This window comes from Acidobacteriota bacterium (assembly GCA_026707545.1).
Taxonomy (GTDB): domain Bacteria; phylum Acidobacteriota; class Thermoanaerobaculia; order Multivoradales; family Multivoraceae; genus Multivorans.
In genome coordinates this window covers 238,625-264,654 of sequence record JAPOWR010000005.1, presented here as the reverse complement: position 1 = coordinate 264,654, position 26,030 = coordinate 238,625, and the positions used below count along the sequence as shown (strand labels likewise).

Here is a 26,030-nt window from a genome sequence, read left to right as displayed (position 1 = left end):
TTCCAGATGGCACAGCACGTGCTTGCGACATACTGAATCGGCCCCCGGAGCGGACCCTTCCGGGTCCACCCTGAGACGCAGAAGCCACACCCTGGAGCGAGCAGATCCCCGATGCGCATCGAGTCCCGACCGGCCCGACTCGGACTGACCGCGGCGTTGCTCCTGCTGACCATCCTGGTCGTCGGCCTGGGCGGGTTCTCCGTCGGCCGCAAGGTGGCCTCCTTCCAGACGACCGGTCTTGTGGCCGAAGCGACAGACAGCGGCCTGAGCGTCGTGTCGGCGAACGAGGCGTCCGACCTCGAGGTCGGGGACATCATCGTCCTGGTCAACGGCGAGCGGGCGCTGTCGGCCGACGAGCTGGACCGGTTGCTGCGCTGCTGCAGCGAGAGCGACCTGGAGGTGTTGCGGGGCGACGAACTGGTTTCGGCCAGCCACCGCCTGCCCGGAGTGACCCTGGACTGGGCCTACATCGTCCTTGCCCTGACCGGAATCGCCTACCTGCTGATCGGTCTCTACACGCTGAGCCGGCAGCGCAGCCGGCCGATCCTGCTCTTCCACCTCTGGACGCTGGCGTCGGCCGCCGTCTACCTGCTGACGCCGCTCGCTCCGTTCGACGGCATCGACCGCGTCTTCTACCTGGTCGACAGCGTCTGCCGTCTCCTGCTGCCTCCGCTCACCCTGCACTTCTTCCTCGTGTTCCCGACGCGGCCGCGCGCGCGCTGGCTGCGTCGCGCGATTCCCTGGCTCTACCTGCCGGCCACGGCACTGCTGGTCGTGCAGCTCGACCAGATCTTCGGCAGCGGCAGGCTGACCGGCGGACTGAGCGCCGCCGCCATGCAGCAGCAGGACCGCATCGAACTCGTCCTGCTCACCCTGTTCGCGCTGGCGGCGGCCGCGGTCCTCGGTCGCAGCCTGCTGTCGCGTCACGGCTGGGAACAGGGCCGGCAGACCCAGTGGATCGCCTTCGGCGTCGCCGGCGGCTACCTGCCGTTCCTGCTGCTCTACGTCGTCCCCTTCTCCCTGGAGCTCCCGGCGCCCGCCTGGCTGAGCGTCGCCGCCACGGTGCCCCTGGCCCTGGTCCCGCTGAGCTTCGCCTACGCCCTGCTGCGCTACCGGCTCTGGGACGTGGCCGTGATCGCCCGCGACGTGGCGACCTACGCCCTCACCGTGCTCCTGGCCGTGCTCGGGTTCTCACTGCTCAGCCTGCTCATCCGCCGCGGCGTTCCTCAGGACATGGTCGTCGCGAGAGGTTTCCTCAACGCCAGCGCCCTCCTGGTCGTCGGCACCCTCTCGATCCCCGTCCGGCAGGGCATCGGCGCGGGCCTCCAGCGGCTCCAGTACCGGGCGCAGCAGAGCCGCCGCGCGCTCGAGCGACTGGGTGAAGAACTCCTCCACGAACGCGACCTCGGCCGGCTGGCGTCGAGCCTCCTGAGGGAACTCGAAGAGGGGCTGGACCTGGAGCAGGGCAACCTGTTCCTGGTCGAAGGAGATCGGCTCGTCGCCGTCAGGGAGGAACCGGAGGCGCCCTCCCTGGAACTCGGCGACGTGGACGCCTCGATCTGGAGCGAACCCCACTTCCTGCTCGCGCCAGCGCCGCTCGCCGACACCGCGGAGCGAAGCCCGATGCGGCTGTCGGTCCTCGGGTATCACTACGTCTTCCCGCTCACGGTGCGGGAACGACAGGTCGGCCTCCTGTATCTCGGCCACCACACCGGCGGCGCGCCGCTGTCCAGCGACGACCTGGCGCTCGTTCGTCAACTGCTGAATCAGGCGGCGCTGGCGATCGAGAACGCTCAACTGCTCGAACAGAGACGGCGGCAGCTCGACCGGGTCTCCGAACTCAAGCAGTTCAGTGACGAGATCATCGAGTCCTCCCCGGCCGGCATCGCCGTCGTCGACGACGCCAACCGGATCGTGACCGCGAACGGCGCCTTCGCGGCCCTCGTCGAGCACGACCGGACCGACCTTGCAGGCCGGGCCCTCGGCGACCTGATCCCGCTCGATCTCTTCCCGAAGCAGGGCGACCCACCGGTCGAGGTCCGGTTCGAGGACTCACAGGAGCGCGGACAGCACCTGCAACTGTCGGTGGCCGAGTTCCTGGGCGCCCCCCACGGACATCGCGTCGTCGTCGCGCACGACATCACCGAACGCGAGGCGATGAAGCGGAAACTGGCCGAGAACGAGCGCCTGGCGGCGATCGGCGCGATGGCCGCCGGGGTCGCGCACGAGGTGAACACGCCGCTGACGGGTATCTCGAGCTACGCCCAGATGCTCCTGGCCGAAACCTCCGACCGGGACCCGCGCCGGCGCCTGCTGCGCAAGGTCGAGCGCCAGACGTTCCGCGCCGCCCGCATCGTGAACACGCTGCTCGACTTCGCGCGACGCGGGCGCCATGAACCCGTCGCCGTCGACATGGGGGCGGTCATCCAGGAGAGCTGCGACATGCTCGCCGAACGTTTCGCCGAGACGGGCGTCGAAGTCCAGGTCGACCTCGACCCCGCCGAGACGGTCTGGGTGCTGGGTAACGACACCGAACTGGGCCAGGTGCTCGCCAACCTGATGGCAAACGCCGTCGACGCGATGACGGAAGCCGGTTGCGAAACGCGGAGAATCACGCTCGCCGTGAGAAACATGGACGGCCAGATCAACGTATTCATCGACGACACGGGCCCCGGGATTCGCGAACAGCACCTTGAACGTGTATTCGAGCCCTTCTTCTCCACTCGCAAGGCCAGCGGCGGCACCGGCCTCGGTCTCTCGATCAGCCAGGAGATCGTGCGCCGGCACGGCGGCGACCTCACCGCCGCCAACCTCGAGCCCACCGGGTGCCGATTCACCGTCCGGCTGCCGCAGATGATCTCACCATGAACATCCTCGTCGTCGACGACGAAGAAGTCCTGCAGGACGTTCTCACCGCCCTGATCCGGCAGGAGGGGCACCACCCGATCTGCTGCGCCTCGGGCCAGGAAGCACTGACCGTGCTTGCCCAGGAGGAGATCGACCTGGTGCTGCTCGATCTGATGCTGCCGGACATGAACGGCAAGGAGGTCATGCGCCGGATCCGGCAGAGCGAACCGGACCAGGTCGTCGTCATCATCACCGCCTACTCCTCGATCGAGGGGGCGATCGAGGCAATGCGCGAGGGCGCTTTCCACTACCTGCCCAAGCCGTTCAAGAACGAAGAGGTCCGGCTGACCATCCGCCAGGGTCTCGAACGCCGCCGGCTGACCGCCGAGAACCGCGACCTGAAGGAGCAACTGCGCGAGCGGCAGGGCTTCGACAAGATCATCGGCAAGAGCCGGTCGATCCGGCAGGTCTTCGATCTGATCCGCAGGGCGGCGCCGTCGAAGAGCAACATCCTCATCCGCGGCGAGAGCGGAACCGGCAAGGAACTCGTCGCCAAGTCGATCCACAACAACTCGAAACGCCGGGACGGTCCCTTCGTCACCGTGAACTCCGGCTCGATGCCCAGCGAACTCCTCGAGAGCACGCTCTTCGGCCACGTCAAGGGGGCCTTCACCGGCGCCGTCTCGCACAAGAAGGGCCTGTTCGAGGTCGCCCACGGCGGCACGATCTTCTTCGACGAGATCGGAAACATCCCTCCGGACACACAGTCCAAGCTGCTCCGGGTGATCCAGGAGAAGGAGTTCATGCGTCTTGGCGGGCTCGAGACGCTGAGCGCCGACGTGCGGCTGGTCGCGGCGACGAACGCGGACCTGGAGGAGCGGGTGGCGAACAGCGAGTTCCGCGAAGACCTCTACTACCGGCTCAACGTGATCACGATCCAGCTACCGCCGCTGTCCCGCCGGGTCGAGGACATCCCGCTGATCTCCCAACACTTCCTCCGCACCTACTCGAGCGAGAACGAGAAGCAGCCGCGACGGCTGACCTCCGAGGCGATGGACCTCCTGATGGCCCACCACTGGCCCGGCAACGTGCGCGAACTCGAGAACGTGATCGAACGAGCCGTCGTCCTCTCGACCGGCGAGGAGATCGGCGTCGACCTGCTGCCGGGCAACATCCGCAACCCCGACACGACGCTGCCGCCCCCCGACACGCTGCCCGTCAAGGGCGTCTCCTTCAAGGAAGCAGTCAGCGCCTACGAGCGGCAGTTGATCGTCAAGGCCCTGCAAGCCTGCGGCGGCGTCCAGAAACGAGCGGCCGAACGCCTCAAGGTCAAGCCGACGACGCTTCACGAGATGATGAAGCGCCTCCAGGTCCGCGTCGAGAGCCGCGCGAGCTAGGGCTCAGTTGCTGCAGGCGTCCATGACCGCGAGCGTCCGATAGCACGAGGCCAACGGTCCCGGAATCACACCGCCGGCTGAGTGCAGCCTCGCGGCGGTGGTCAGGCTGTCGTTCAGGTAGCCCAGTCTGCGGTACTCGGCACGGAGGTCGCGCCACGGGACCGTGGGTGGCGGCAGCCCGTGCTTCCGGGCGGTCCGGGCCAGAAGCCGCACCTTCGACGGGGCGTCCCAGGCTAGAACGACGCCGGCGCCCTCCAGCGCACGGACGAGGGGGTCGTGGACCCTGGACCAGGGCACGACCTTGGCTGACGTCCCTTTAGCAGCAAACCTGGCCGCAAACCGAGCCGCGCCGGTCGTGTCGATCAATGCGATCTGGAGCACGTCGGAGTGGCCGGCCGCCCGTGCCGGCCCGATGTCGAGAATCAGGGCATCTCGGCGGTTCAGCAGGTCGCGCCAGGGCAGGTTTCCAACCGGGGTCTGCCGGTCGCCGGAGACGGTTGACGGTCGCCAGAATCGCCGCCACCGACCACTCGCCGGCTTGGCGGGGATCGGCCCCGACAACTGGGAAGATCGGTTCTGCACGGAACAGCCAGTCTACTCCCCGGCGACTTCAGCCGGTTTAGGCCAGCTCCAGGCCGGCAGCCGCGAAGTGCAAGTCACGCCGCCGAGCGACTCAAGGGTCAGGCGAAGACGCGCGGCTCGAAGTCCTCGGCGTTCACGATCGAAGCGCTGTCGCCGGTGGCGCGGATGACGAAGAACCCCTGCCGCTCGGCGTGGAGGGCCACCTCGTCCGACGCCTGAAGATAGGCCATCGCGCCGTAGACCTTGCGATCGCGGTACTCGGGCCACCACTCCTTGAAGCGGACCAGCTTGGAACGGAACCGCCCGACGTCCTCCGGGCGGAGCGTCGTCTTCACCTCCACCACGACGATCTCCTCGCCGTTCACCGCCATGATGTCCACCTCGTAGCTCTCGCCGCCTCGCCGCTCCAGTGTCCGCTGCGCGAGACTCCGAACGCCGATGTCCCGGCCAGCCAGCAACCTGACCAGATCGCCCCTGACCAGGCTCTCCATCAGCTTGCCCCACTGCGTCGTGAAGAGGTCCTCCGCCTTCTTGAGGCGGCGGTCCGTCTCCCGCATCCGCCGGGCCGTCTCCTGCATGTACCGGCCCGTCTCCCTCATCTGCTCGCTTGTCTCTTTCTGAGACTCCCTGAGCTCCCTGACACTCTCGGTGATCGCCTCAATGTCCCGGGTGAGCTCCCGCAACCGCTCGAGGGTTGGCGCTTCGCCGCGCTCTTCGTGGGGGGTGGTCATGTTCGGTCGTCGCTTCTCAGTCAAGGAATGAGCTTGATCGCAGCGACAATCAGGCCGCCGACCGTGAGGGTGGTGGCCATCATCCAGACTCGCAGGTTGGCCAAGTCCTCCTTCATGGCGACATGCTTGGTCTGTTCGTCGACGCGGATGCGCCATTCCCGCAGTTCGCAGATCTCGGTGTTCAGGTCGGCGACGACGCGCCCGATGTTGTCGATCGTGACGTCGGCTTCCTTCATCGCAATCCCCGCCTCTCACCTATGTGATGATCGTAACGTGACATGGCCCGTCCCTGGTGACCTAGACGGAATCGAGGCCCCGGAACCTGGTTCCGGACTCGACCCGAGCGGCTTTCGCGCTCGAGCTACGGCTCGACGAGCCCGTCGTACGCCTCGGGCCTTCTATCGCGGTAGAACTGCCACACCGAGCGCACCTCGTCGATCATCCCGAGGTCCAGGTCCGCCACCAGGAGTTCGTCCCGGTCCTTCGACGCCTGGGCGATGATCTCGCCCCTCGGGCTGACGAAGTAGCTGCTGCCGTAGAAGGAACCCAGGTCCCACGGCTTCTCGGTGCCGACGCGGTTGATGCAGCCCATGAAGTAGCCGTTCGCGACCGCGTGGGCCGGCTGCTCGATCGTCCACAGGTGGTCGGAGAGGCCGGCGACGGTGGCCGACGGGTTGTAGACGATCTCGGCGCCGGCGAGGCCCAGGGCCCGCGCGCCCTCGGGGAAGTGGCGGTCGTAGCAGATGTACACGCCGATCCGGCCGAAGGCGGTGTCGAACACCGGGTAACCGAGGTTGCCCGGGCGGAAGAAGTACTTCTCCCAGAAGCCGGCCACCTGCGGGATGTGGGTCTTGCGGTACTTGCCGAGGTAGCTGCCGTCGGCGTCGATGACGGCGGCCGTGTTGTAGAGGATCCCGGCGGTCTCCCGCTCGTAGACCGGCACGACGATCACCATGCCGAAGCGCCGCGCGTACTCCGCCATCCGCTCCGTCGCCGGTCCGGGCACCGGCTCCGCGGCCGCGAACCAGCTCGAGTCCTGGCCGGGGCAGAAGTACGGCGTGTTGAACACCTCCTGCAGGCAGAGAACCTGGACGCCCTGGCGGCCCGCCTCTTCGATGTAGGGAATGTGCTTGGCCGTCATCGCCTCGACGGTCGCGGCGACCTCCTCGGCCGACGCGCCGTCGCCGCAGGTGCCCGCCGGCAGCGACATCTGGATCAGACCGGACTTCAACATTCTGCTCATATCGCTTCTCCGTGGGTGCGCCGGCCTTCCGGCCGGCATTCCGGGGGCCGCCGAAGGCTAGAACGGGCCGCCGAACAGCCCCCGCTTGATGAAGTTACCCCCGCCGGCCCGCCCATGCCAGATGTTGTCCTCGACCACCACGCGGCCGCGGCTGATCACGATCTCCGAAACCCCCTGGACCTCGGTGCCCTCGTAGGCGTTGTAGTCCACGCGCATGTGGTGCGTATGCGGATTGTCGATGCTGATCGTCTCCCGCCGATCCGGGTTGAACACGACGATGTCGGCGTCGCTGCCGACGGCGATCGTCCCCTTCTTCGGGAACAGTCCGAACAGCTTGGAGGCCGCGGTCGAGGTCAGCTCGACGAACTTGTTGACCGAAAGCCGGCCGCCCACCACGCCGCCGTTGTAGACCAGGCTCATCCGGTTCTCGACGCCCGGGCCGCCGTTCGGGATCTTGCTGAAGTCGTCGATCCCCAGGACCTTCTGGTCCTTGAAGCAGAACGGGCAGTGGTCGGTCGAGATGCTCTGCAGGTCGCCGAAGCCGAGTCCCCGCCACAGGTGTTCCTGGTTCCACTTCTCACGCAGCGGCGGCGTCATGACGTACTTGGCGCCCTCGAAGTCGTCGTGGTCGTAGTGGCTGAGATCCAGGAACAGGTACTGCGGGCAGGTCTCCGCGAACACCTGGGCGCCGCGGTCGCGGGCCAGGGTCACCTGTTCGAGCGCGTCCGCGCAGCTCAGGTGGACGATGTAGACCGGCACGCCGGCCACTTCGGCGATCGCGATCGACCGGTGGACGCCCTCCGCCTCCATTCGCGTGGGCCGGGTCAGGGCGTGGTACTTCGGAGCCGTCTTGCCCTCTGCGAGCGCGATCTTCACGATCTCGTCGATGACGATCCCGTTCTCGGCGTGCATGCAGACCAGGGTGCCGTCCTCCCCGGCCTTGCGCATCGCCCGGAACAGCGTGCCGTCGTCCACGTAGAGCACGCCCGGGTAGGCCATGAACATCTTGTAGGAGGTCACGCCCTCGTCGGCCAGCCGCCGCATCTCCCACAGCCGGTCGTCCTCCATGTCGGTGACGATCATGTGGAAGCCGTAGTCGATGCCCGCCTTGCCGGCCGCTTTCTCGTGCCAGGTCTCGAGCCCCTCGAGGGTCGAGTGCCCCTTGGTCTGGATCGCGAAGTCGACGATCGTCGTCGTGCCGCCGAAGGCGGCAGCCCGGGTGCCGGTCTCGAAGTCGTCGGCGCTCGTCGTGCCGCCGAACGGCATGTCCATGTGGGTGTGCGGGTCGACGCCGCCCGGGATGACCAGGCGGCCGGCGGCGTCGATCGTCCGGTCCGCCTCCACCTCCAGGTCGCGGCCGATCAACGAGACGGTCTCGTCCTCGACGAAGATGTCGGCGTGGTAGTCGTCCACCGCCGTAATGACGCGTCCGTTACGAATCAGCAGGGACATGCGTGCCTCCTTTCCGGCAGCGGGCTGCGGGCAGCTACACTCTAGACGAACGACGCTCGTACTCCCTCAGCCAGGTTCGGTCGGAGCCTGGCTGCCGCGTCATCGTCCCATAGAGGAAGGCGGTGTAAGTGAAGCCGGACCTGCTTGACCGACTCATCGGCCTGTGGCGCCGTATCCGCGCCTGGCTGAATCAGCGGGTCCGCGCCACGCTCACCGGCCTGCCTCGCGAGTGACTCGGCGGGACTAGCGGCCGAGATCACGCGCCGGCCCCCTTTGCAGCGGCCGGACCATGCCGAGGCCCGGTGAATCGGCGGGCCGTAGAGAGCGCGTCGGTCTTGCGGCAACCGGCAGCGCTCGTTGCCCCTCTACGGCCCGCCGTCCACTTCGACCAGCTCGAAGAAGCCGAACATCATCTCGTCCGTCGACTGAAGCCCGAAGCCGACATCGCGGGTCGGATCCGGGTTGTTGGGATTCGCCTCGGAGTTGTCGTAGACGGCGACGATCTCGATGACGGTCCCCGCCGGCACGAGCTTCGGCTTCTCCGGGTAGTAGAAGAGCTGCCAGTTGAAATCGTACTCGGGCACATGCAGGAGCAGCTCCGAGTCGCCGTCCGCGTAGCGCGCCGTGTACGACATCCGCTTCCCCCGCAGGTGCATGTGCGGCAGGTAGGAGACGATCATCGAGTCGCGCGCGATTTCGTGCCGGTACTCGACCCGGTGGTCGGGCACGCCCGCCGGAATCAGGAACTCCATCTCGCCGGCGATCACGGCCTGGATCTCCGAGCGCAGCTCGCCTTCGCCGAAGTGGAGGCCGATGAGCGTCCGGTCGGTCTGCTCTTCGCCGTTCGGGTGGTAGTGCTGGTTCATGACGACGACGGCGCCCGGTTCGATCCAGCGCCCGGCGCCCTCCGGGAACTCGGTTGGCGCGGTCCCGGCGCCCCACATCGCCAGCACGTTGAAGTAGCCACGGCCGTCGACCGAGCCGCTCGCCCGCAACGCTCCCTGGGGCGTAAGAGGCACGCCGTCCTCCACCATGCCCGTGAAGTCCGCCTTGAAGGCGAGCTGGTGGTGGTTCACCCGGGGCGCGCCTGGCCGGAACTCGACCGCGCGAATCCAGCGGCGCTCCGGGATGTCGAGCGTCACGAACTGGTTCAGGAACAGGTCGGGACCATCGGCCGGTACGGTGACCTCCGGCAGTTCGATCACGTAGTCCGGTTCGCCGAGCTGCCAGCCTTCCGTGAACTCGGGCGGCTCGGGCATGAGCTTCGGATCCCCGGGCGGCGCGCCCCGTTCGACCCAGGCGACGATCGTTCCGATCTCCTCCTCGGAGAGCGTCGGGTCGTTCGCCCATTCGCCCACGGCAGGCGCCGCGAACCAGGGCGGCATCGCGCCGCTCGTCACGGCGCGCTGGATCGACCGCGCCCAGGGCCGCGCCTCCCGGTACGTGGCCAGCGACATCGGCGCGATCTCGCCGGCTCGATGACAACCCACGCAGTGCCGGTTGAGGATCGGCGCCACGTCGCGACTGAACGTGACGTCGCCCGCGGCCGCCGGCGCGCCGACGAGCAGCAGTACGAGCAGTGGGAAACTCACGACGGAGAGTGTCCGCATCGGCACTCCTCCCAGGAAAGTCAACAACCACCGGCAGCCTAGACAAGTAAGGTGAACTTCCCGTTCATTTCGTGACCGGGTTCGTTAACCTCCGTGAACATGCCCGTACCGGACGAGCACAATCGCGAGATCGCGGCGCTCCGCGACCGGACGTCCAGGCTCAGCGCCGCCGCGCTGCGGGTCACGGCGAGCCTCGACGAAGCCACCGTCCTTCAGGAGATCGTCGACAGCGCCTGCGAGCTCACGAACGCCCGCTACGGCGTCATCACGACGATCGACGACGCCGGAACGCCCCGCGACTTCGTCTCCGCCGGCTTCACTCCCGAGCAGCACCGCCAGATGGAGGGTTGGCTACCGGAGGGACCGCAGCTCTTCGACCACCTGCGCGACCTGTCCTCGCCGCTCCGCCTGGCGGACCTGCCGAGCTACATCCGTTCGCTCGGCTTCTCCGCCGATCTCATGCCGGCGAAGACCTTCCAGGGAACGCCGATGCGCCACCGGGGCACGTACCTTGGCAGCTTCTTCCTCGGCGGAAAGCGGGGCGGACTCGAGTTCTCGGACGAGGACGAGGACGTGCTGGTGCTGTTCGCGTCGCAGGCGGCGACGGCCATCGCCAACGCCCGCACCCATCGCAACGAACAGCGGTCGCGCGCCAGCGTGGAGGCGCTGGTCGAGACGTCGCCGGTGGGCGTCGTCGTCTTCGATTTCTCCACCGGCGCTCCCACCACCTTCAACCGGGAGGCGAGGCGACTGGTGGAGAACCTGGCCCCACCCGGGAGGCCCCCGGAGGAACTGATCGAGATCCTCGTCTGCCGGTTCGCCGACGGCCGCGAAGTCCCGATGTCCCGCCTGATCCACGACGCGCCCGCGCTGCGCGCCGAGGAGGTCGTGCTCTCGGTCGCCGACGGCCGCGGCGTCAGGGCCCTCGTCAACGCCACGACGATCCGCTCCGCCGAAGGGGAGCCCGAGTCCATGGTCGTCACCATGCAGGATCTCGCGCACCTCGACGAGATCGAGCGGCTGAGGACCGAGTTCCTGAGCATGGTGAGCCACGAGCTCCGCGCCCCCCTGACCTCGATCAAGGGTTCGGCGGCCACGGTGCTGGGCGCCTCCGAGGAGCTCGACCGGTCGGAGATGGTGCAGTTCTTCCGGATCGTCGAGGACCAGGCCGACCACATGCGGGGCCTGATCGGCGACCTGCTCGACGTGGGCCGCCTCGAGTCCGGCACGCTGTCCGTCGCGCCCCAGCCCGTCGACCTGACCGTCCTCGTCGAACGGGCAAGGAGCGCGTTCGCGAGCGGCGGCGGGCGGCACGCGGTACGCCTCGACCTGCCGCGGGACCTGCCGCGCGTCATGGCGGACGCGCGGCGCATCGTCCAGGTGCTGAACAACCTGCTGTCGAACGCGGCCAGGCACTCTCCCGAGTCGTCGCCCATCCGGGTCGAGGCGGCTCTGGACGGACACCACGTCGCCGTCATCGTCGCGGACGCGGGAAGCGGCGTTCCCCCGCACCTGCTGCCGCACCTGTTCAGCAAGCACGCGGGCGTGGTCGGCGGGGAAGGGAGCCTGGGCGCGGGCCTGGGTCTGGCGATCTGCAAGGGGGCTCGTGGAGGCCCATGGCGGCCGCATCTCCGCCCAGAGCGGCGGCCAGGGTCAGGGAACCCGGATCAGGTTCACGATCCCCGCGGTGGAAGAGCCGGCCGACGGCGAGGCGTCCGAAGCCCTCGCCGCGGCCACCTCCGAAGGGGCCCGGCGCGGAGGCGTCCGACCGCGCGTGCTCGTGCTGGACGACGACCCTCAGGCGCTCCGCTTCGCCCGGGACGCGCTCGCCTCCCGAGGCTACGCACCGATCGTCACCGGCGACGCGCGTGAACTGCCCCGTCTCCTCAGGACGGAACGGCCGGACCTCGTCCTGCTCGACCTCGTCCTGCCCGGAACGGACGGCATCGAACTGCTGCAGCGCCTGCCGGAACTGGCCGACGTGCCCGTCATCTTCATCTCCGCCTACGGCCGGGACGAGACGGTGGCGAGAGCCCTGGAGGCCGGCGCCGAGGACTACATCGTCAAGCCGTTCTCCCCGACGGAGCTCACCGCGAGAGTGGGGGTCGCGCTCCGCAAGCGGCTCGAGCCCGGTCCCTTCGTGCTCGGCAACCTGTCCATCGACCGCGCCCGCCGCCGCGTGACGGTCGACGGAGTTCCCGTGCGGCTGACCGCCACCGAGTACGAACTGCTGCGGGTCCTCTCCGTGAACGCCGGGCACGTGACGACCTACGAAGCCCTGCTGCGCCGGGTGTGGGGCGGCCGGGGCTACGCCCAGCCGCAACTCGTCCGGGCCTTCGTCAAGAAGCTGCGGACCAAGCTCGGCGACGACTCGAGCGACCCGACCTACATCTTCAACGAGCGCGGCGTCGGCTACCGGATGCCCAAACCGGGCGAGGTCTGACTAACCCGACCCGTCGCCTCAGTCCACTTCGAAGTGGATCACTTCCGTGAAGTCGTGGTGAACGAGGTTGCGTGCCCTGTCGTAGAGCGCCATGTTGGAAACGCCCCAGGTTCCCGGCGCCGAGCCGGGCGGCAGGACATGCACGATCGTGTGCTCCTTCCACCTGGTGGGATCGTTGAGCCCAAAGACGAGGTCTCTCTCGTCGTCATACGCCCAGACGTGGTGGGTGATCCCCTGCGGATCGAGAAAGCGGATCGATGCTTGCGTGTAGCCCGAGATGTTGTCGCGGATGCGAATACTCAACCTCACGATCGTTTCGCCGTTCGGCTGTTCAGGGTTCGTGGGTTCCGCGTCGACCCGCATCCTGTTCAGGTCGAGTTCGGGCGGTTCGATGTCCGGGTTGGAAGTACGGACCCGGATTCGTTGAGGCTTCTCATCCCTCGCTTCCTCGGTAAACCTGGCTCCATTCCAATTGCCGCCCTGATCGGCCATGTTGATGTAGTTCAGGGAGTACCTCGAAGACGGCATGTAGTCAGGCATGAGGAAGACCACCCTGCACAGCTTCTCGGCGGGCCGAAAGTGGCCGAACTCCTGCAGGCGATACGTCGTGGGAACCTCGTCGTTGACTGACGCATAGCACGCCCCGTTCTCCCTCATGGCGTTGTTCTCGCTCACCTCCCAGGTCGCCTCGATCGACTGAACGACGCGGCCTTCCACCACTCTTTCGCGGCCCATTCCGAGACGGGCGGTGCCGGGAACGTACTCCGGCGGCACCCAGTCCTCGAGGAAGTTGTCGACGTAGAGCTTCCACCCGAAATCGTCGCCCCTCTGGAAGCGCTCGTTGCCGGCCCTGTCCACGATCTTGAGTTGGATCGGACGCCAGTACCCCGCCTTGCTGTGCCTGTTCAGCTTCTTCGTGCCCACGAGAACCGTCCCCTGCTCGATTCTCCTGCCGTTCCCGTCCACGGGATCGAGATACAGATCGAAGAACGTACCGATACTGCTGCTTACCCGTACTAGCGCGTGGCTCGCGCCCTCGAGATCCCGGTCGAGCGCATGCAGCTCGACCTCGATGCGGAACTCCTTGTCTTCCCTGGCTCCGCCCGTCACCCTGATGTCGACGCGGCGGACCTTGCCGGGGAACACGTAGTCCGGAAACAGGTTGTACACCTGGAACGTCAGGTCCTCCCGGATCCGGGAGAGATACAGGTTCCCCTGCATGATCCGGTCTCGCACGAACTCGTACTTGGCGACCGACCGGGATCTGAGCTTGTCCGGCTCGATGATGAAGTAGGAGATCGTTTCCGCCATGTCCTCGGGTTCTTCAGGTGCGCGTAGGCGGAGACGAACTCCGTCGTCTTCGTGGTGGACCAGCCGGACGGACTCTGTGGATCCTCGTACCAGCCGCCGACCCGGGCCCAGTCGTCGCGGGTCCGCTGGTCGAAGACGTGAGCCCAGAGAAAGTGCGCCTTCTCGTGAATCACCAGGCGGTGGATGTGGTCGACGTCGGACGAAAGAAACGCCGTGTCCATGAACTCGACGTAGCCGGCGTCCGGCCAGGCGACGGCCGGTGCTCCCGGGTACAGGGGATGAGGCGTGCCGTCGAGGCGCCGAACGAGATGCGTGAGACCCTGCGTCTTGCGCATGCCGCTCGGAAACTCCTCGAGCATGTTGAGCAGCGTCACGATCTCCTCCGGGTGGAAACGCTGGAAACGGCCCGCGCCCTCGTTGCCGGTCGGCCAGGTCAGGGAGGCGTAGTCGCGTATCTCCGTCGTGACGCCGTAGCGTTTCTCGAAGATCCTCTCGTAGGCGTCGACGTCGCGGCCGTTGTCCGTCACGTAGCGCACGAGGGCATGGTGCAACCGCTTCGAGAACCAGATTCCCCGTTTGCCGTCCACGGTCGCCACGCGTGGATTCGCGTTCACGAAGGCGGCTTCCGAAACCAGGACCACCGGAGAAGGCCGGTCGGTCCGCACCTCGATGTCGCCCTCCAGGTACCTCGGCGTCAGCAGCCACTGCGAAGCCACCAGCGACTGCGCTCGGTACGGGTCCCTCGTCTCCTGCGGAATGGAACGCATCGTCGTCAACAGCCGCCACGCGTGTTCCTGCGACCACGAAGCCTCGTCGGAGTCCACCAGCAGCATGTTGTAGTCGTGAGCCAGGACGTTCGCCGACGAGTTGTCGGCCACCCTGACCGGCTCGTCCTCGAACTCGATCTCGTGCGGCCGGTTGACGGCCGCCGAGTACTCGGTGCCGGCCGTGCTCTGGTCCTCTTCCCAGTGGAAGACGAACGGGTCCGTGGGAATCGGCGTCAGGTCGAACGGTTCGGTACGGCCGTCGTACGGGATGTCGACCATGCGAGCCGCCGTCGTGCGGTGACCGCCCGCGTGGACCTTGACGGCGTAACGGCCGGCCGCGAGGTCGTCGAACCGGAAACGGCCGAAGGAGTCCGGAGTCGCGACCCGGAGAACACCCTTCGCGGTCAGCAGCACCTCGACGTCCGGCCGGGCGCCCCGATGGCCGACGACCTGACCGGTGAAGGAGTTCGGGCCTCCCGGCTGCTCGTCGTCGCCACAGGGGAACGCCTCGGCGTCGCTCCTCGCCGAAGCCGTCCGGCCGAGGCTGTTCGTGTGCGTCCAGGCGGCGCCGCCGCCGGGCGGCTCGATCGACAGGTTGAACCCGAGCGTCGTCACCGGTGCCGCGAATACCCAGCGGTGGCCGTTGACGGCGCACCCGTCCAGGACCTTGACCAGCACCTCCGCGTTGTCGCGCTCGAAGAAGTACAGCAGGGCGGACTGGCTGGAGTTCAGGCCGTAGTCCCGCGCCTGCGTCACGACCACTTCGCCGTCTCTCTCGTGTTCGACGCACATGCTGACCGTGAAGCCGCCGCCCAGGGTCGTCGCCGGCCGGGGCGCGCAATCCGCGGTCGCACCGGCGACCGCGTACCGGATGTCCGCCATGGGTCCCGGCAACGCCGCCGCAAAGGAAGCGCCGGGCCACGTCAAGGACGCCGATGAAGCCACCGCCGGCCCGCACGGAAAGGCGGTCAGATCGCTCCTCGCCTCCGCGGTCACGCCGCCCCGCGGATTCCGGTGCACCCACCTCTTCCCGGTGGCTGTCTCCTCGACCGAGAGGTTGAACGCCAGCGTCGTCACCGGCGCCACGAACACCCAGCGGTGGCCGTTCATCTCACATCCGTCCAGGACCTTGATCAACACCTCGGCGTTGTCCGGATCGAAGAACCAGAGCAGGCCCGACTGGCGCGAACCGAGCCCGAAATCGATCGCGTCAGCTTGCGCCGGCCCGCCGTCCCGCTCGTACTCGAAGCACATGCTCACCGCGTAGCCGGGCTCGAACGTGACCTGCGATGTCGACGGCACGCAGTCGGTGTAGTCCCCCACGCCCTGGACGGCCCCCGCCGCTGGACCGTTCAACGCCAGAACACACACGACGGAGCCGGCAAGCCGGGCGACCTGCAGCTCCATGCTCGCGCCCATCTGACGACCCGTCGCCTCAGTCCACTTCGAAGTGGATCACTTCCGTGAAGTCGTGATGCACGAAGTTGTGGGCCCGGTCTGCGAGCCGCATGTTGGCAACGCCCCAGGTTCCCGGCGCCGAGCCGGGCGGCAGGACATGCACGACCGTGAGCTCCTCCCACTTCGTGGGATCGCCCCGCGGAAAGACGCGGTGGCGATCCGCGTAACGCACGTAGACGAAGTGGCTTATCCCCTGCGGATCGCGGAGGACGATCCCCCCACTCATGTAGCCCGAGATGTTGTCGCGCACACGAAAAGTGAACCTGACGATCGTCTCGCCGTTCGGCTGTTCAGGGTTCGTGGGTTCCGCGTCGACGCTCATCCTGTTCAGGTCGAGCTCGGGCGGTTCCGTGTCCGGGTTGGCCGTCCGCACCCGGATCCATTGAGGGTCCTCGTCCTCGGGCTCGCTGGTGAACCTGGCGCCACCCCAGTTGCTGGCCCGATCGACCATCCTGACGTAGTTCAGGGAGTACATCGAAGACGGCATGTAGTCCGGCATGGGAAAGTTCACTCGGCACAGGTTCCCCGCAGGCTCGAAAGCCCCGCCCTCTCCCCGCGAGTACGTCGAGAGAATCTCGTCGTTGATGGACGCATGGCATGGCCAGCTCTTCCGCATGAGGTTGTTCTCACTCACCTCCCAGGTCGCTTCGATCAACTGGACGACGCGGCCTTCCACCACTCTCTCCCGGCCCCTTTCGAAACGGGCGGTGCCGGGGACGTACTCCGGCGGCACCCAGTCCTCCAGGAAGTTGTCGACATAGAGCTTCCATCCGAAATCGTCGCCTCTCTGGTAGCGCTCGTTGCCGACCCGGTCGGCGATCTTGAGTTGACCCGCAGTCCAGTACCCAGCCTTGCTGTACCTGCTCAGCCTCACCGTGCCCACGAGAACGGTCCCCAGCTCGACTCTCCTGCCGTTCCCGTCCACGGGCTGGAGAAACAGATCGAAGTACGTACCGACACTGCTGAAGACTCGGGTGGCCGCCCAGGCGGCTCCCTCGAGATCCCGGTCGAGCGCATGCAGCTCGATCTCGACGCGAATCTCCTTGTCGTCCCTGGCTCCACCCGTCACCTCGACGTCGATGCGACGGACCCTGCCGGGGAACACGTAGTCCGGAAACAGGTTGTACACCTGGAACGTCAGGTCCTCCCGGAATTGGGAGAGATACAGGTTCCCCTGCATGATCCGGTCCCGGACGAACTCGTACTTGGCGACCGACCGCGACCTCAGCTTGTCCGGCGCGATGATGAAGTAGGCGATGCTCTCGGCCATGTCCTCGTTCGGATTGTGCGCATGCGCGTAGGCGGAGACGAACTCCGTCGTGCTGGTCGTTGACCAGCCGGACGGCTGCGCGGGGTCCTCGTACCATCGGCCGACCCGTGCCCAGTCGTCACGGGTCCGCTGGTCGAAGACGTGAGCCCAGAGAAAGTGCGCCTTCTCGTGGATCACCAGGCGGTGGATGTCGTCGAGGTCGAACCGCAGGAAGGCAATGTCCATGAACTCGATGTAGCCCGCTCCCGTCCAGGCGATGGCCGGCGCACCCGGTCTCAGGGGATTGGGCGTGCCGTCGAGGCGCCGAACGAGGTGCGTGAGCCCCTGCGTCTTGTGCATGCCGCTCGGGAACTCCTCGAGCATGTTGAGCAGCGTGACGATCTCCTCCGGGTGGAAACGCTGGAAACGGCCCGCACCCTCGCCGGTGGTCCATCGCGTCAGGGCGGCGTAGTCGCGTATCTCCGTCGTGACGCCGAAGCGTTCCTCGAAGATCCGCTCGTAGGCGTCGACGTCGCGGCCGTTGTCCGTCACGTAGCGCACGAGGGCATGGTGCAGCCGCTTCGAGAACCAGATCCCCCGCTTCCCGTCCACGGTCGCTATCCGGGGATTCGCGTTGACGAAGGCGGCCTCGGAAATCAGGACGACGGGAGAAGACCCGTCGGTCCTCATCTCGATGTCGCCCTCCACGTACCTGGGCGTCAGCAGCCACTGCGAAGCGGCCAGCGACTGCGCGCCGTACGGATCCCTCGTCTCCTGCGGAATGGAACGCATCGTCGTCAACAGGCGCCACGCGTGCTCCTGCGACCAGGAAGCCTCGTCGGAATCCACCAGCAGGATGTTGTAGTCGTGGGCCAGGACGTTCGCCGACGAGTTGTCGGCCACCCTGACCGGCTCGTCCTCGAACTCGATCTCGTGCGGCCGGTTGACGGCCGCCGAGTACTCGGTGCCGGCCGTGCTCTGGTCCTCTTCCCAGTGGAAGACGAACGGGTCCGTGGGAATCGGCGTCAGGTCGAACGGTTCGGTACGGCCGTCGTACGGGATGTCGACCATGCGAGCCGCCGTCGTGCGGTGACCGCCCGCGTGGACCTTGACGGCGTAACGGCCGGCCGCGAGGTCGTCGAACCGGAAACGGCCGAAGGAGTCCGGAGTCGCGACCCGGAGAACACCCTTCGCGGTCAGCAGCACCTCGACGTCCGGCCGGGCGCCCCGATGGCCGACGACCTGACCGGTGAAGGAGTTCGGGCCTCCCGGCTGCTCGTCGTCGCCACAGGGGAACGCCTCGGCGTCGCTCCTCGCCGAAGCCGTCCGGCCGAGGCTGTTCGTGTGCGTCCAGGCGGCGCCGCCGCCGGGCGGCTCGATCGACAGGTTGAACCCGAGCGTCGTCACCGGTGCCGCGAATACCCAGCGGTGGCCGTTGACGGCGCACCCGTCCAGGACCTTGACCAGCACCTCCGCGTTGTCGCGCTCGAAGAAGTACAGGAGGGCCGACTGGCTGGAGTCCAGGCCGTAGTCCCGCACCTCCGCCGCCACCGACGCGCCGCCTCTCTCGTACTCCACGCACATGCTGACGGTGAAGCCGCCGAGGGTCGTTACCGGCCGGGGCGTGCAATCGGCGGCCGCACCGGGGACTTTCGCGGTCGCACCGGAAACCGCGTGCCGGATTTCCGCCATGGGTCCCGGCAGCGAGGCGCCGGACCACCTCGAAGACACCGATGAAGCCGCCGCCGGTCCGCACGGAAAGGCCGTCAGATCGCTTCTTGTCTCCGCGGTCACGCCGCCCCGAGGATTCCGGTGCACCCACCTCTGCCCCGTAGCCGTCTCCTCGACCGACAGGTTGAACGCCAACGTCGTCACCGGCGCCACGAACACCCAGCGGTGGCCGTTCACCTCGCATCCGTCCAGGACCTTGATCAGTACCTCGGCGTTGTCCGGATCGAAGAACCAGAGAAGACCCGACTGCGGCGAACCCAGCCCGAAGTCGATCGCGTCCGCCTGCTCCGGCCGGCCGTCCCGCTCGTACTCGAAGCACATGCTCACCCGCGTAGCCGGGCTCGAACGTGACCTGCGACGACGATGGCACGCAGTCCGTGTACTCCCCGGCGCCCTGGACGGCCCCTGCCGCTGGACCGCTCAACGCCAGAACACACACGACGGAGCCCGCGAGCTTCAGGCACTTCATCGGACGCATCCTTACGCCAGCCTCGTGTTGTTCCTCAGACATCTAGTTGCCTATCAGAGCAACGCGAGAATTACGTGATCGTCCGCGGTACAAGTGTGCCTTTTTCGACTGTCGGCTCCCGACCGCCGTTGACCGGCCAGACCTTTCGCATTACCGTACTCTGCCGGTGGTGGGGTCACAGGTCAGCATCCATCGGCCGGGTTCTGCCGTGCCGCAGCCGCCGCGCGTCATCGACCTGATGATCGACGCGGCCGTCCGCAACCTGCTGGGGCAGCAGGAGGGGGACGGCCACTGGTGCGCCGAACTCGAAGGCGACACGATCCTCGAGTCGGAGTACGTTCTGCTGCTTCACTTCCTGGGCCGGGGCAACGATCCGCGCGTCGCCGCCTGCTGCCAGCGTCTGCGCAGCCAGCAGCAGGAAGGCGGCGGTTGGGCGACCTATCCGGACGGGCCCACGGACGCGAGCATCTCGGTCAAGGCCTACCTGTGCCTGAAGCTCGCCGGCGACGACCCGCATTCGCCCCGCATGGCCGCGGCGCGCCGCGCGATCCTGGCGGCCGGCGGCCTGCGGGCGTGCAACTCGTACACCAGGCTGTACCTGTCGATCTTCGGCCTTTGGGACTGGCGGCGGGCGCCGGCGGTGCCCCCCGAGATCATCCTGCTGCCGCGCTGGTTCTACTTCAACACCTACGAGATGTCCTCCTGGACGCGGACGATCGCCTTGCCGCTGTCCGTGATCTGGGCCGTCAAGCCGAGCGTGCCGCTCGACGTGACCCTCGACGAACTCGAGACGGACGCGGCCCCGGCGGCCCCGAGGACGAGCCTGTTCGAGTTCGTCTGGTCGAAGGTCTTCATCGGCATCGACCGGCTGATCAAACTGGTCGAAGTCGTCGGGCCGATTCCTCCGTGGCGTCGGCGCGCCCTGGAGGAAGTGGAGCGATGGCTCATCCCCCGGATCGAAGGAGCGGACGGCCTGGGCGCGATCTTTCCCGCCATGGTCAACACCGCCATCGCCCTTCGCTGTCTGGGCTACGAGGAAGACCATCCCCTGGTCCAGAGTCAACTGCGCGAGCTCGAACGGTTCGAGATCGAGGAGGCGGGCGAGGTCCGCCTGCAGCCGTGCCTGTCGCCGGTCTGGGACACGGCGCTGACGGTGAACGCCCTGCTCGCCGGCGGCATGGACCACCGGGACGCGCCGATTCAGGAAGCGCTGGAGTGGCTCCTCAACCGGGAGGTCACGGTTCCCGGCGACTGGCGGGAGAAGAGCCTTCAGGACGCCCCGGGCGGCTGGTGCTTCGAGTACCGCAACGACTTCTATCCCGACTGCGACGACACGGCCGAGGTGCTCCTTCTCCTGGCCGGCGTCCGCGGAGAAACCACAGAACTGGAGACGCGTCGCCGGGACGCCTCCGCCCGCGGTCTCAGGTGGCTGCTGGGGCTGCAGAACCCCGACGGCGGCTGGGCCTCGTTCGACCGCCGCTGCTCGAAGCGGATCCTGACGCTGATTCCGTTCGCCGACCACAACGCGATGATCGACCCCAGCACGCCGGACATCACGGCCCGTGTCGTCTGCGCACTGCTTGCCAACGGGTATCGGCCCGGCGACGAGCCCGTGCGGCGCGGGACCGCCTACCTCCTGCGCGAGCAGGAGGGGGACGGAAGCTGGTCCGGCCGGTGGGGCGCCAACCACATCTACGGCACCTGGCTCGCTCTGACCGCCCTGCGGCAGATCGAGAGCCGCTGGCGGGGCCGCCCGCCCGAGCGGCTGGCGGGCGCGAGCCAGCGCGGCCGGCGCTGGCTGTTGCAGGCGCAGAACGAGGACGGCGGCTGGGGCGAGTCCCTGCGTTCCTACGCGGATCCGCGCGCCAGGGGAATCGGGCGCAGCACGGCCTCCCAGACGGCCTGGGCGATGCTGGGCCTGATCTCGGCGGCAGAGGCCGAGACGGACCGGCGCGAAGTCGAACGGGTGCGCGCCGCGCTCGACCGCGCCGTCGCCTTCCTGCACGAACACCAGCTCGACGACGGCGCCTGGTACGACCATGACTGGACGGGCGTCGGCTTTCCCCGCGTCTTCTATCTCCGCTACCACGGCTACGCCCAGTACTTCCCGCTCGAGGCGCTGGCCGCCTACCGGCGCCTCGAACTGTCGGCCCGAAACGGCGGCCCGACCGGCCACCACCTGACCGCGAACTGACCAGCATGCGCACACCGCTCCACATGGTGACCGACAACCTGAAGGTCCAGGTGAAGAACGCCCTTCGCGGCCGGCGCCGGTATCCGTTCGTTCTGATGCTCGAGCCCCTCTACACGTGCAACCTGGCCTGCCTCGGCTGTTCGGTGGAGAGACATACCGGCAAGCTGAAGGACCGGATGCCCGTCTCCGAGTGCCTCGACGCGGTAGAGGTCAGCGAAGCTCCCGTCGTCTCGATCTGCGGCGGCGAGCCGACGATCTATCCCGAGCTCCCCGAACTGATCGCGGGCATCATCGCCCGACGCCGGCACATCTACCTGTGCACGAACGCCCTGCTCCTCGACACGAAGGTCTTCGATCGCGTGCCTCCCAACCGGCGGCTCACCCTGAACGTCCACCTGGACGGCATGCGCGAGACCCACGACTACGTCTGCGCCCGCGAGGGCGTGTTCGACAAGGCGGTCGAGATGATCCGCGAGGCGAAGGAGCGCGGGTACCACGTGACGACGAACACCACGGTGTTCAAGGAGACCCGGATCGACGAAGTCGAGGAACTCTGCCGTTTCCTGCGCGACCTCGACATCGACGGCATGCTGATCTCGCCGGGCTACCAGTACGAGTCCGTCGACCGCGACATCTTCCTCACCCGCCAGGACACGGAGCGGAAGTTCCGGCGCATCCTCGAGATCGCGGACGACTACAAGCTGACCTCGACACCCATGTTCCTCGAGTTCGCGGCCGGCCTGCGGGACTACTCCTGTTCGCCCTGGAGCACCGTCACGAGAACCCCCCTGGGCTGGAAGGGACCGTGCTACCTGATCGGCAAGCGCTACTACCCGACCTTCGAGGAGTTCTGGGAGGACACGGACTGGAGCTACTGGGAGTCCCGGCAGGATCCGCTGTGCACCAACTGCGCGATGCACTCCGGTTTCGAGGCTTCGGTCGTGCGCGAGCTCCCGAGCAGTCCGAAGGACGCACTGCGTCTGGCCGCCTGGCACCTGTCGGGATGAGGCTCAGCAGCCCGTAGCAAGCCGTGACGGCTCTCGTGACCGGCGGCACCGGCTTCGTCGGAGCGCACGTCGTCCGGGCGCTGCTGGCACGCGGCGGCGAGAGCGTGCGCTGCCTCGCGAGGCCGGGCGGAGATCGCTCGAACCTCGAAGGTCTCGACGTCGAGATCGTGGACGGCGACCTGCGCGACCGCGATTCGCTCCGCGCGGCGTGCGCTGGCTGCAGCGAGGTCTACCACTGCGCCGCCGACTACCGTCTGTTCGCGCGGAGACCGCGCGAGATCTATGCCTCGAACGTCGACGGCACGCGCACCCTGCTGCAGTTGGCCGAGCGGGCGGGCGTCCGCCGGATCGTCTACACGAGCTCGGTCGGCGCGCTCGGGCTCGAACCCGGCGGCACACCCGCCACGGAAGCAACACCCGTCACAATCTCTTCCATGGTCGGCCACTACAAGCGGAGCAAGTACCTGGCAGAGCGCGCGGCGGAAGAGGCCGCGGCAGCCGGCGCCCCGGTGGTGATCGTCAACCCCTCGACGCCGGTCGGCGAGCTGGACGTCAAGCCGACGCCCACCGGGCGGATCATCCTCGACTTCCTGAACCGGAAGATGCCGGGGATTATAACGCTGTTTAGCCGAGCCTGGCGCGCATCGCGGCGGCCTGGGAGCCTCCAGGACCGCGGCGGCGGCGGACTTCGAAGCGGCCCGAGTCGCCGGCAGCGGACCGCCTCGATCACCGGCAGCGGACCGGCCAGGATCGCGAGGACCTGGACGCCGGCAGCGGACCGCCTGGTCGCACTGCCGGGCCGTGAGCGCGCGATCGAGGCGTCGACTCTACTTTGGCGGCGTAGTGAACGTCACGCGGTCGCTCCTGCTGACGGACTCCTCAGACCGGATCCAGTTGTAGATCGTTTTCTCGATGAGAACATCGTAGGTCGTCGCGTGCTCCCACAGCCAGTATGAACAATCGGACGAACAAGAGACCGAGTCCCACGCGAACGGGCCATGTTCGACGGAGCCGCCAGCGACTTGGACGTCTTCGCCCGTCGGAAAGATGAAGTAATCGAAGTATGTCTCGGACTCGTCCGTGACAACTGGTGTCAGGGAAGGATCCGAGAAGCTGAAGGTCATCTTGCCGCCGCTGAACGTCGGCGCAGCCGGCGCGGGCGGCCGCTGCGCCGTCGGTGTCGCTGGCCTTGGGTTAGCCGCGATAGTCGCCGCGTCGGCGGTGAACGTCACCCGCTCACTCTGGCGATCTCCGATTTCCGTGCCCGCCGCGTGGTAAGCCTGATAAGCGGTATCGACCGTATAGGGTTCCTTCCAAAACCAAATACCATCGGCCTTGTTGATCGAATGCCACCTCCATCTTATGAAACCGTCAGACGTCTTCCGTTCGAGGACGAGGACAAGCCCATCATGCACCGCGAAATCGAACTCCCACCTCATGTCCGTTCCCTCAAAGAACGGCACGGGAGGCACCGGTAGTGGCGCCGGAACCAGGTTGGCCTTGACCGTCGCCGCGTCGGCGGTGAACGCCAGAACCTCACCGGTGGCCTCCGATTTGGTTTCCTCGTTCTTCAGACTCAGCCACGCCTCGTATTTGCCGTCCGGCTGGTAGCTCCTGGTGTACCGGGCGTTCTTCTTCCCTAGCTGGGCCGACACGCGCTTGCCGCCAGAACCCACGAGCCAGCCCTTGTCGTCCGATACGACAGTGCCGTCCGGCTCTCGAATCCACAACGTGACGGTGACCATTTCAGACAGAATCTGAGGGACCTCAAACGTCATCTCGCCAGCGTCAGGATCGAATAACGGCATGGCCAGAACATCGGGAACCGGCACGTGAAACGGCCCGTTGCGTTCCTGCGTCTGCGACCATGAGGGTCCGTCGGCCCCACGGGACGCAACGGCCAGAACGATCACGTGCTCTCCTGGGTCCGAGAAAGTGTAGGAAGCGGATTCGGTGTTTGGCGGCAGGTACAGAGACGGCAGCGTCCGAACAACCTTCCCCACCTCGTTCTCGCAAGCCGCGCCGCTTCTGGGGTGGTGGTCGTCATAGGTATCTGGTTCACATGTCTCACGAACCACACCCCCCACCTGGAAGCCAAGCTCGGCACCGTCAGGATCGGACGATGTGGCGCTGGAGCGGTCCGTCCACGTCATGTCGGCCCGCACCATGCCGGCATCCATAGCCGTGAGTTGATGGACCAGGAAGTTCTCCGGGGCGCGCACGAACCGGAACTGCCACTCGCTCAACGTCGCGGTTTCCGGAGCAGTCTCACGCATCGCCCTCGACGCGTCGGTAGTCTCATCGCCAAGCGGCCACTTCGCCAGACACCTGCGCTGAAACGTGGAGTGCTTCGGGTTCGCTTTGTCCGGCGTGCAGCCGTTCAGGTAGAACGCGGGGTCCGTGTTCGCCACCTGCCGCCGGCTCTTTCCATCCACGGAACGACGTCCGCCCAAGCCGATATCCACGTCGGAACTGGACAGGTATGGACCGCGCTCGAACCCAGATTTGCCGTATGACATCAGCGTAACGTAGCCCTTGTGGTTCAGCAAAGGATTCGTCGTCGTCTTCCACTCGCTGATCGACCCGTCCTGGTAGCGGAAGGCGAACAGCGGCAGCGACCGCAGACCATAGCCGTAGGCTGTCCGCGCGTAGGACTCGGGCGGAGCGCCAACATCCCGACTGTGATGCAGCCCAACGTTATGCCCTATCTCATGAGCGAAAGCGTAGGCCGTGAAACCGGGCCATCTCTTCTCACAGGCGACGTTGGTCTGGGCGAAGGCATAGGGAGCAAACTCACGGATGTCACGATGGCCGCCCCGGTCACCGAGATAGGCATAGGCGACCCCGCACTGACCGAACCAGTCCCGGATACGATCGTTGTGCTGAAGCGCGTGAACCAAATCCGCATCGTAGATCCTCCGCAGGGCGTGCAGGCTGTTCATGTGGACGCCCATCTCGACGAGATCTCCGTCAGCGCCGAAGTCCTGTTGGATGGGAGTAGGTTCCCAGCCCACAGCGCGGACGCGCACTCCGGTTCTGGAATTGCGATATATCAGGTTGGCGAAATCCGTCAGGTGGCGAATTTCCGGCTTGATACCCGAGCGGCCCTCCATCCACTCCAGCGCCAGCGGCGAGTAGACGAAAACGATGTCGATGATCGTGTGGCTCTTGGAAGCTGCCGAAACGGACACTGGCCAGGTAGATGGGGCATGGGTAGTGTGGACGTGAGGATAGGCGGGCGTCTGCGGGGCGGGCTCGCCGAACAGTCCGCGGATTAGCGGAGGGTCCATGGGAGTTCCCACGGCTCCGCACCATGCATGCACCGGGCCAGCGTCATCGGCACGAGTCAGGGTGCCCGCGCCGTCCGGCCCCGCCACGAGAACATAGCGGCCTCCGGGCAACGCGATTCGGCCGAGGGTGTAGCCGTCCTCGACCGTGAACAATGTGTCTTCGTGCTCAGGGTGCAGCGTTCCGGCTCCCGTCCAGACGACGTTGCCGTCTCCGCGATCCTCGAAGTGCACGCGGTCGATATGAAACGA

At 67.0% G+C, this 26,030-nt stretch carries 15 protein-coding genes and 1 pseudogene; 7 read left to right on the top strand and 9 right to left on the bottom strand.

Going from position 1 to position 26,030, the window contains the following annotated elements:
* Nucleotides 1-111: 111 nt before the first annotated feature.
* Both OXG83_17160 and OXG83_17155 read left to right on the top strand, forming a co-directional pair.
* Nucleotides 112-2,868, top strand: coding sequence for an ATP-binding protein (locus tag OXG83_17160; GenBank protein ID MCY3966751.1), 2,757 nt, complete (start codon nt 112-114; stop codon nt 2,866-2,868).
* A complete protein-coding gene (locus OXG83_17155; GenBank protein MCY3966750.1) occupies nt 2,865-4,244 on the top strand; it encodes a sigma-54 dependent transcriptional regulator in 1,380 nt (459 codons plus the stop codon). Before OXG83_17160 ends, OXG83_17155 begins: the two co-directional genes overlap by 4 nt.
* Nucleotides 4,245-4,247: 3 nt before the next feature.
* On the opposite strand, the gene OXG83_17150 is transcribed toward OXG83_17155, so the two are convergent.
* The 6 genes from OXG83_17150 to OXG83_17125 form a co-directional block, all read right to left on the bottom strand.
* On the bottom strand, nt 4,248-4,826 hold the full coding sequence (locus OXG83_17150) for a hypothetical protein (protein ID MCY3966749.1): 579 nt from the start codon (nt 4,824-4,826) through the stop codon (nt 4,248-4,250).
* A 98-nt stretch (nt 4,827-4,924) separates the two neighbouring features.
* Nucleotides 4,925-5,557 (bottom strand): hypothetical protein, encoded by a 633-nt coding sequence (locus OXG83_17145; protein ID MCY3966748.1) that lies wholly within the window; start codon nt 5,555-5,557, stop codon nt 4,925-4,927.
* Nucleotides 5,558-5,577: 20 nt separating this feature from the next.
* On the bottom strand, nt 5,578-5,793 hold the full coding sequence (locus OXG83_17140) for a hypothetical protein (GenBank protein ID MCY3966747.1): 216 nt from the start codon (nt 5,791-5,793) through the stop codon (nt 5,578-5,580).
* A gap of 125 nt (nt 5,794-5,918) precedes the next feature.
* A complete protein-coding gene (locus OXG83_17135; protein ID MCY3966746.1) occupies nt 5,919-6,800 on the bottom strand; it encodes an acyltransferase in 882 nt (293 codons plus the stop codon).
* A 57-nt stretch (nt 6,801-6,857) separates the two neighbouring features.
* Complete coding sequence (gene hydA, locus OXG83_17130; protein ID MCY3966745.1) at nt 6,858-8,252, bottom strand: dihydropyrimidinase; 1,395 nt, start codon at nt 8,250-8,252, stop codon at nt 6,858-6,860.
* Between the two features lie 365 nt (nt 8,253-8,617).
* Entirely contained in the window at nt 8,618-9,862 is a 1,245-nt protein-coding gene (locus OXG83_17125) for a thiol-disulfide isomerase (protein ID MCY3966744.1), read from the bottom strand.
* Between the two features lie 99 nt (nt 9,863-9,961).
* On the opposite strand from OXG83_17125, the gene OXG83_17120 reads away from it, so the two are divergent.
* Nucleotides 9,962-11,734: a GAF domain-containing protein gene (locus OXG83_17120; GenBank protein MCY3966743.1), complete on the top strand. Its 1,773-nt coding sequence runs from the start codon at nt 9,962-9,964 to the stop codon at nt 11,732-11,734.
* Nucleotides 11,637-12,305: a response regulator transcription factor gene (locus OXG83_17115; GenBank protein ID MCY3966742.1), complete on the top strand. Its 669-nt coding sequence runs from the start codon at nt 11,637-11,639 to the stop codon at nt 12,303-12,305. Before OXG83_17120 ends, OXG83_17115 begins: the two co-directional genes overlap by 98 nt.
* A 1,178-nt stretch (nt 12,306-13,483) precedes the next feature.
* Here OXG83_17115 and OXG83_17110 read toward each other — a convergent pair.
* Nucleotides 13,484-15,802 carry a carboxypeptidase-like regulatory domain-containing protein gene (locus OXG83_17110; protein MCY3966741.1) on the bottom strand — a complete coding sequence of 773 codons (2,319 nt, stop codon included), beginning with the start codon at nt 15,800-15,802 and terminating at the stop codon, nt 13,484-13,486.
* A gap of 16 nt (nt 15,803-15,818) precedes the next feature.
* Nucleotides 15,819-19,142 carry a carboxypeptidase-like regulatory domain-containing protein gene (locus OXG83_17105; GenBank protein ID MCY3966740.1) on the bottom strand — a complete coding sequence of 1,108 codons (3,324 nt, stop codon included), beginning with the start codon at nt 19,140-19,142 and terminating at the stop codon, nt 15,819-15,821.
* Nucleotides 19,143-19,498: 356 nt separating this feature from the next.
* On the opposite strand from OXG83_17105, the gene shc reads away from it, so the two are divergent.
* Genes shc through OXG83_17090 form a run of 3 tightly spaced genes read left to right on the top strand, consistent with a single transcriptional unit; the run spans nt 19,499 to nt 23,447 of the window.
* Entirely contained in the window at nt 19,499-21,484 is a 1,986-nt protein-coding gene (gene shc / locus OXG83_17100; protein ID MCY3966739.1) for a squalene--hopene cyclase, read from the top strand.
* A 5-nt stretch (nt 21,485-21,489) separates the two neighbouring features.
* Nucleotides 21,490-22,491 (top strand): adenosyl-hopene transferase HpnH, encoded by a 1,002-nt coding sequence (gene hpnH, locus OXG83_17095; protein MCY3966738.1) that lies wholly within the window; start codon nt 21,490-21,492, stop codon nt 22,489-22,491.
* A gap of 23 nt (nt 22,492-22,514) precedes the next feature.
* The gene (locus OXG83_17090) at nt 22,515-23,447 is read left to right on the top strand and encodes an NAD-dependent epimerase/dehydratase family protein (protein ID MCY3966737.1); all 933 of its coding nucleotides are present in this window, start codon (nt 22,515-22,517) and stop codon (nt 23,445-23,447) included.
* A gap of 1,701 nt (nt 23,448-25,148) precedes the next feature.
* Here the strand turns inward: OXG83_17090 and OXG83_17085 are convergent.
* Nucleotides 25,149-25,604 (bottom strand): annotated as a pseudogene (locus tag OXG83_17085) (M12 family metallo-peptidase).
* Nucleotides 25,605-26,030 lie beyond the last annotated feature (426 nt).

Excerpts from the sequence above, each read along its gene's own strand:
- OXG83_17110 (MCY3966741.1), bottom strand. The coding sequence starts at position 15,802 with ATGGGCGCGAGCATGGAGCTGCAGGTCGCCCGGCTTGCCGGCTCCGTC.
- OXG83_17160 (MCY3966751.1), top strand. The coding sequence starts at position 112 with ATGCGCATCGAGTCCCGACCGGCCCGACTCGGACTGACCGCGGCGTTG.
- OXG83_17155 (MCY3966750.1), top strand. The coding sequence starts at position 2,865 with ATGAACATCCTCGTCGTCGACGACGAAGAAGTCCTGCAGGACGTTCTC.
- OXG83_17105 (MCY3966740.1), bottom strand. The coding sequence starts at position 19,142 with ATGTGCTTCGAGTACGAGCGGGACGGCCGGCCGGAGCAGGCGGACGCG.
- OXG83_17145 (MCY3966748.1), bottom strand. The coding sequence starts at position 5,557 with ATGACCACCCCCCACGAAGAGCGCGGCGAAGCGCCAACCCTCGAGCGG.
- hydA (MCY3966745.1), bottom strand. The coding sequence starts at position 8,252 with ATGTCCCTGCTGATTCGTAACGGACGCGTCATTACGGCGGTGGACGAC.
- OXG83_17125 (MCY3966744.1), bottom strand. The coding sequence starts at position 9,862 with ATGCGGACACTCTCCGTCGTGAGTTTCCCACTGCTCGTACTGCTGCTC.
- OXG83_17140 (MCY3966747.1), bottom strand. The coding sequence starts at position 5,793 with ATGAAGGAAGCCGACGTCACGATCGACAACATCGGGCGCGTCGTCGCC.
- hpnH (MCY3966738.1), top strand. The coding sequence starts at position 21,490 with ATGCGCACACCGCTCCACATGGTGACCGACAACCTGAAGGTCCAGGTG.
- OXG83_17120 (MCY3966743.1), top strand. The coding sequence starts at position 9,962 with ATGCCCGTACCGGACGAGCACAATCGCGAGATCGCGGCGCTCCGCGAC.
- OXG83_17135 (MCY3966746.1), bottom strand. The coding sequence starts at position 6,800 with ATGAGCAGAATGTTGAAGTCCGGTCTGATCCAGATGTCGCTGCCGGCG.